The organism is Microbacterium sp. NPDC089695, assembly GCF_044749085.1.
GTDB lineage: Bacteria > Actinomycetota > Actinomycetes > Actinomycetales > Microbacteriaceae > Microbacterium.
Window position 1 is genome coordinate 21197 of sequence record NZ_JBIVHG010000004.1, and the last position, 6237, is coordinate 27433.

Consider the following 6237-nt stretch of genomic DNA (forward strand, 5'->3'; position numbering starts at 1 on the left):
ACGATCGGCCTCCTTCGTCCGCGCGTCGGGCATGAGGTTCGACGCCGACCATCCGCCAGCATGACCATAGCTGACAATTAGATATATTAGACATGTTATGTGTAGATGAGCAAAACGCTATCTCGCCTTGAAAGGCTTCTGTCATGTCTCGAGCTTCCCGCCGTTCCATCGGCCGCCGCTCCGTCATCGTCCGTGTATCGACACTCACTGCTGTCGTCTTTACGGCCTGGCACATCTTCGCCAGCTTCCTCTGGATCGCTCCGCCGAGTCCCCTTCGCGACGCGATCCCCGAGAACGCACTTCGCAGCTACATGCTTCCTTGGTATGGACAGAGTTGGAGCGTCTTCGCGCCGGCCCCGATCAACGGCGACTACCAACTGAAGGTACGCGCGACCGTCACGACCGAGAACGGCGAGGAAGCAACGGAGTGGGTTTCAGCCACTGATGTCGAGACCCAGATGCACACCCGCAACCTTTTCCCACCCCGCGCTGGCAGCCTTTCGATTAAGCAAGCATCCAACTTCAAGGGCGCATGGGACAAGCTGACCGCGGAGCAGAAGGAGATTGCAGGTCTCGGGTTCTACAAGGGCGACGACTGGCTCGGCAGGATGCAGCTTGCCATGAATGAAGTCTCCGATAACAGCAACGAAGCGGCCGTCGCTGCTTACGTCACTCAAGAACGCTATACGGATGCGTACGCCACACAGGTCGCGCGCAGCATCTGGGGAGCTGACGTGCTCCAGGTGCAGTACGAGATCTCCAGACAGGGCATCATCCCTTTCATCGAGCGTGATAACCCCGATGCGCAACGCCCCGCGCCCGTCGTCGCCATAACCGGCTGGCGAGGGCTCATCACCCTCGACGAACAGTCCCACACCGCCTTCGCAGAGGTCTTCCGCTCCGCTTACGAAGGTATGGCCAAATGAGCGTCACGTCTGATACCCGCACAAATCCCTACAACCAGGGGAACACCATGAGCACTCCCCCCCACTCGGCGTCGACCCCTCGCCTTGCATCGCAATTGCTCGCCATGATCAACGACCTTGTCTCCTCAGGGGCCACTGCGGTCGGCGCGCGGATCACCAGCCTCTTCCACCAGGGAGAGTCCTGGCTTCTCGACCGCAAGCGTGCGCAATACGGCCTTGCCGTCCTCCGTATACTGCTCGGCGCAACGGTCGTGGGCATGCTCCTCACCAACTGGAGCACCCGCCTTTACACATTCGGCGCGGGCGTGTCGTGGAGCGGGCAGCACGGACTTCCGACGAGCGGTTTCTCCGATGTGTGGATCGTGAACGCCATCATCAAGGCGTCCACGAATGATGGTCTCTTCACGGCCCTCTACATTCTTCTCGGCGTCGCAGCGATCGCCTTCCTCCTCGGCTACCGATCGCGTCTCGCCCTCCTGGTGATGTTCCCGATGTGGGTTGGACTGGTGGAGATCAACGAGCTCGTGTCGGATCAGTCCGATAACCTCACTCGAATAGTGATGATCGCTCTCTTCTTCGCTGCACCAAGCGAACGCTGGTCGCTCGATGCCAAGCGTCGCGCGCGTTTCGTCACCTCGAATGGCAACGCGATATCGCGGTTGTGGCGCATGCAGCCTGTCCTGCCCGCATGGTCCACGAATCTGGCCCAGAACCTCGCGATCATCGTTCTGGCAGCACAGGTCTTCTTTATCTACGTCGCCGGCGGCCTATACAAGGCGGGCGGAGAGCCCTGGTCCGGCGGCTGGGCACTGTATGACCCGATCCACACCGTCCAGTTCGGCACGTGGCCCGAATTGAGCACCCTCGTGACCGCGTGGGGTCCGACCGTGGCGGCCTTAACGGCGCTCACGCTACTCGTTCAGATCGGTTTCCCGCTGATGCTGATGCGACGCGGAACACGCATCTTCGCGCTCATCGTCGTCCTGTGCTTCCACTTGGGGATCGCCGTCCTAATGGGACTTCCGTGGTTCTCCCTCGCAATGATCGCCATCGATGCCATCTTCATTCGAGATGTGACGTGGCGGTCGATGGCCCGCGCAATCCGCCAGGCATGGGCCCGAGCGGTTCCGGATACCGCACACTCTCCGTCGCTCGCATCCCTGACCGTTTGAGGTCAGTCGTTGCATGACGCTGTCATCGTCGGCCGCGGACCCAACGGGCTCGCCGCCGGTGTCGTGCTCGCCCGCGCCCGCCTCGATGTCGTTCTCTTCGACGCAAATGATCAGGTAGGAGCCGGCGCGCCAACGATCGATAGCCCCTCCGGGTGGGCCCGCCGTGAGTGGGGAACCTCCGTGCACCGCATAGATTTCGCTTCGCGCTTCTATCGCGAACTCAGCTCGCGAACAGAGTTGACTTCGCCACGCCTGAGGCATCATTCGCCCAATTCCTCGACGCAGCGCGCGCACTCGTCGCTTGGCTGAGCCTGGATCGCACGGTCCAGGAGCGCGGATCGAACGGCCGATTGTGGCGTCGCTGTTCTCCCCTCTCGTCGAGAACAGCGACGCTCTCGACCGTTTCGCGATTTCGCCCTCGACAGATGCCGTCCTACATCCGATCAGCACCCACGATGCTGGAGCGAGCGCGACTCCGGCATCGCTCGCGAGCGGTTTTGCCCCGGCACTCGGATGTGATGGCGCTCCTCGCCGGCGCAGTTGCGCCTGGAATCTCTCCACTTGCCAATGCCGCAGCACTCGCTCCCGGGCATGTTCTTGCACCAGTTCCCAGGCCACCTCCCCCGCGACCCGCATCACATCCTTCGACACGAATCCGGTCCAGGCTCTGCGTCTCGGCACAGCAGACCACGCTCTGGGCATAGCGCGCGGCTTCCGGCGCTTCCATCATGGAAATGCTGTCGCGAACGCGGATTCCGCCCCGGATGGCCCGGTTCCTCGGAACTACTCAGACCTCGGCTGCGTCGGAACGGTTCATGCGACGGGGAACCCGACGGCAGCCATGGAACGCCACGCGCCTGGCTTTCGTGACACACAAATCGCCAGCGACTGCACGACTGCGGATGGTACGGCCCCGGGAAACCTCAACCTCGTACGCGGAGATTATCTTGACACAGCGGTCACTGGAAGTCGGATGCTCGCCTGACCAACTCTGACGGCGAAGCTCTGGAGAACTCGCACGGATTCGTACCTGTGCTCCGCCTCTCCTCAGTCAGGATCGGGCGTCCTTGGTGTGCCCCACTGCCACGCTACGCGAGTTGCCCGTCGCGACCCCTTCGGAGCAACAGTTCCACGCTCAGCCCATGGTCCTGACACCAGCCACGCCTCGAATCGAGCAGTCTCTCGCGATCCGAATATAAGATATCGTGTGACTAGGGTATCGTCTTCACATGCCCGTACCAGTAGGAAAGAAGCCCGCGTCTCGGACTCTTCTTCGTGAAGTCGTCTTCGATCGTCTTCTCGATGCGATCGTTCAAGGACAGCTCACACCCGGAGAGGTGCTAAAGGACAGCGAGCTCGAGCAATGGGCGGGTGTATCACGCACGCCAGTCCGCGAAGCCATTGACAGGCTCACCAACCTGGGATTCGTAGAAGTGCTCCCTCAGAAGGCGACCCGAGTGGCGCCGATCGACTTTCCGCAGCTCGCTGACCGACTCGAGACTATCGGCGCGCTCTGCGAAGGCGTTGCGTTAGACGTGATCCCTGTCATGTCCGAACAGCAACGGAGAGCGGTGTTAGAGGTCGCCGACACTCATCGCCGCCCTCGCGGATCTCTCTCCACGACGCCCGTCGTAATCAGTGAGCTGTTCCGGACCATGCTCAAGGCCTGGGGGAATGTCGTGGTGCTCAGGACGCTAGAAGGGCTGATGCCCCATGTACGACGCGGCATCAACGCGCGTGGCGACAATGAGACGTATTACATGACGAATGAGGAGATCACGAGTTTCTCCGAAGCTGTCGCGCGCGCAGACTCCGCGATGGCGGCTCGATCGATTGCCGGCTACTTCGATCGATTGGTCTCACACGTCCGCACCGATCTTGCAACTGAAACGGAGTAACGCGATGCCACTTCCTCATTCCGTCAACGAGAGCTCCGCACGTCGCCTCCTTCGCGATGAGGTCTACGCCACCTTGCAGGACGCGATCGTAGACGGCACACTCGTCCCGGGCGAGATCCTTCGTGACGACGAGCTCACCTCCTGGCTGGGCGTGTCGAGGACCCCCGTGCGCCAGGCCCTGAATCGATTGGAGGACATCGGTCTAGTTGAGATGCCCCCAGGCCGTCCAGCGAGAGTCGCCGAATTCGACGCAGCCCTGGTGAATCAAGCTACATACACGACCGGGATTCTCCATGAATACTCGATTCGAAGGACAATACCTTATCTCAGCGATGAGCAGCTCGCTGAGCTCGATGCGCATCTAGCTATAGCCCGAAGGGCGGCGCGGGCGAGCGACCTCACCGTGGTCGGTCCCGCGATTCGTGATTTCTTCCGCGTCTTTCATCTCGCCACCGGGAACCGCGTGCTCTACGACACAGTCGAGCAGAATACCCCGATGCTGCTGCGCTTCCTCTCACCCCGCGAAAACCTGATGCCGATGGACGATATCCTCGCAATCCTGGAGGACCTCAATAGCGCAGTAAGGGCCCGATCTGTCGAGGCAGCATCCTCAGCCATTCATGGACTTTACGCAACCACGCGCGCACAGTTCGTCGAGAAGTTCAGGCCAGCGCTGGCATCGTGAACGTGATCAAGTGAAGCCTTGGCCCCAGGAACGATACATGGTGGTCCCGGAAGTTCTTCGAATATCAAAATTTCAGATGATTTGAACTGTAAATCTTTGATTGCTATACTCTAGATGTTTGCGGCGTCGCTCGCTCCCCATCACGAGCGTGGCCGCGACCTTTGGACTCCCCCCCCCCCGGAGGAGTCAGCCGGGGGGAGCCCCCAACTCCCCCCGGCGCCACCATGCCCTACAGTTCTGACGGCTTGAAGAGCGTTTGAGTAGTCACGTTCGGAGTGCTCTGATGCCCCCATCATCGATGAACGTGATTCACCCTGGAAGTCCTCCAATCGAAGTCGACGTCTACTCAGATCGTGGCTGGTGGGTCGTCCAGATTCACGATCATGCGCTGGTCGCGAGAGCGCGTACGCTCCGCGCGGTAGCCCCCACTGCCCGAGCTCTTCTCGCATCCGCGATCGACTCAACGGAACATCCCATCGACATCTATGTGACCACGCCAAGGTCGCTTACGAGAAGACGCTGGCTGCGCGTTCGATAGCCCGCGACCGGCAACTGCAACGATCACCCGCGCAATGCACCTCGCGTCGACAAGACTGTGGCCTGCGCCCGAGATACGACGAGCGTAGCGACGCAAGTCGGCGCCAGCCGAGACCGCCTACTTGCAACCGAACGCCCTGGCCGTGTGAACACGGTAGTGCGTTGCAGCGTCGGGCGCAGACGAGGCTTCCGTAGCGATCCTGACAGTAGCGCCTCCCGTGCCCGCGGGCGAGGCGTCTCGCACCACCTCCGACGTTCGACGTGCTGGGCACCGACGGAGCAGCTAGACCCGGCGCAGGAACGGTCGCGACCGAAACGGCGAAGTACGAGTCCAAGTGTCGCGCGAGCACAGGCGAGCAGCACAGGTCATCCATCGCGTCGGATGCTACGCCCGCGAACGGCACTCCTGCTCTGACCTCCGAGACCATTCTCGGAGCGAGGGATGACACTGCAACCGTATGCGTCGGCTTCCCAGGGCGGACAAGACGCGTGTCAGTGCGAGAGTCGTTGGGCACGCGCCGACGGTGTCAGAGGTCTTTTCCCGATCGCGGTGTTCGATCACTCCGTCGGCCCCTAGAAGCGAACGGCAAGCGGCCCATCGGGGCCGAAACAGATCTTCGAGAGAATGAGGTGCGGACTCTCCTGGTGCCGCTCGGAATGACCCGGCGGCCAACACGATCATCCCGTATCGCGTCTAGCACAATGCTGACCCGATGTAGACGCTCGACGCGCGAAACTTGCGCCGGCGCTCTCTTCCAGATGCGACGCGACGGCCGTGGCAACCCTCGTGGGTGCTACGGTCGCCGCGGCATCGCGCAAAGAGCAGATCATCGCATGATCAGGCCTTCGAGGACTCGCCGATCCTGTTCCGGCGTCGGGCGCCGAAGAAACCGAGCGCGCCGATAATCATCGCCGCGAGAGCAGATCCGATCAGCGTGAGGGGGACAGAATCTCCGGTCGCCGCGAGGCTTCCTTCGGGCTGCGGTCCGCCGTCCGCGTCCGCGGTCGAGCCCGCAGCC

Annotated in this window: 6 protein-coding genes; 5 read left to right on the forward strand and 1 reads right to left on the reverse strand. The window is 61.7% G+C overall.

Translation table 11 applies throughout. From position 1 onward, the window contains the following. The first annotated feature begins 143 nt into the window (after positions 1-143). The 5 genes from ACIPYT_RS15890 (at position 144) to ACIPYT_RS15910 (ending at position 4681) form a co-directional block, all read left to right on the forward strand. Complete coding sequence (locus tag ACIPYT_RS15890) at positions 144-926, forward strand: DUF5819 family protein (protein WP_401076427.1); 783 nt, start codon at positions 144-146, stop codon at positions 924-926. A gap of 47 nt (positions 927-973) precedes the next feature. Beyond that, positions 974-2098 (forward strand): HTTM domain-containing protein, encoded by a 1125-nt coding sequence (locus ACIPYT_RS15895; protein ID WP_401076430.1) that lies wholly within the window; start codon positions 974-976, stop codon positions 2096-2098. A gap of 9 nt (positions 2099-2107) precedes the next feature. Continuing rightward, entirely contained in the window at positions 2108-2407 is a 300-nt protein-coding gene (locus ACIPYT_RS15900) for an NAD(P)-binding protein (RefSeq protein WP_401076433.1), read from the forward strand. Between the two features lie 920 nt (positions 2408-3327). Beyond that, positions 3328-3996, forward strand: a complete 669-nt coding sequence (locus ACIPYT_RS15905; protein ID WP_401076436.1) for a GntR family transcriptional regulator — start codon at positions 3328-3330, stop codon at positions 3994-3996. Positions 3997-4000: 4 nt separating this feature from the next. Continuing rightward, positions 4001-4681: a GntR family transcriptional regulator gene (locus ACIPYT_RS15910; RefSeq protein ID WP_401076439.1), complete on the forward strand. Its 681-nt coding sequence runs from the start codon at positions 4001-4003 to the stop codon at positions 4679-4681. A 1375-nt stretch (positions 4682-6056) separates the two neighbouring features. Here ACIPYT_RS15910 and ACIPYT_RS15915 read toward each other — a convergent pair. Next, positions 6057-6237 (reverse strand): LPXTG cell wall anchor domain-containing protein (locus tag ACIPYT_RS15915; protein WP_401076442.1); only part of this gene is annotated, 181 nt, incomplete at its 5' end.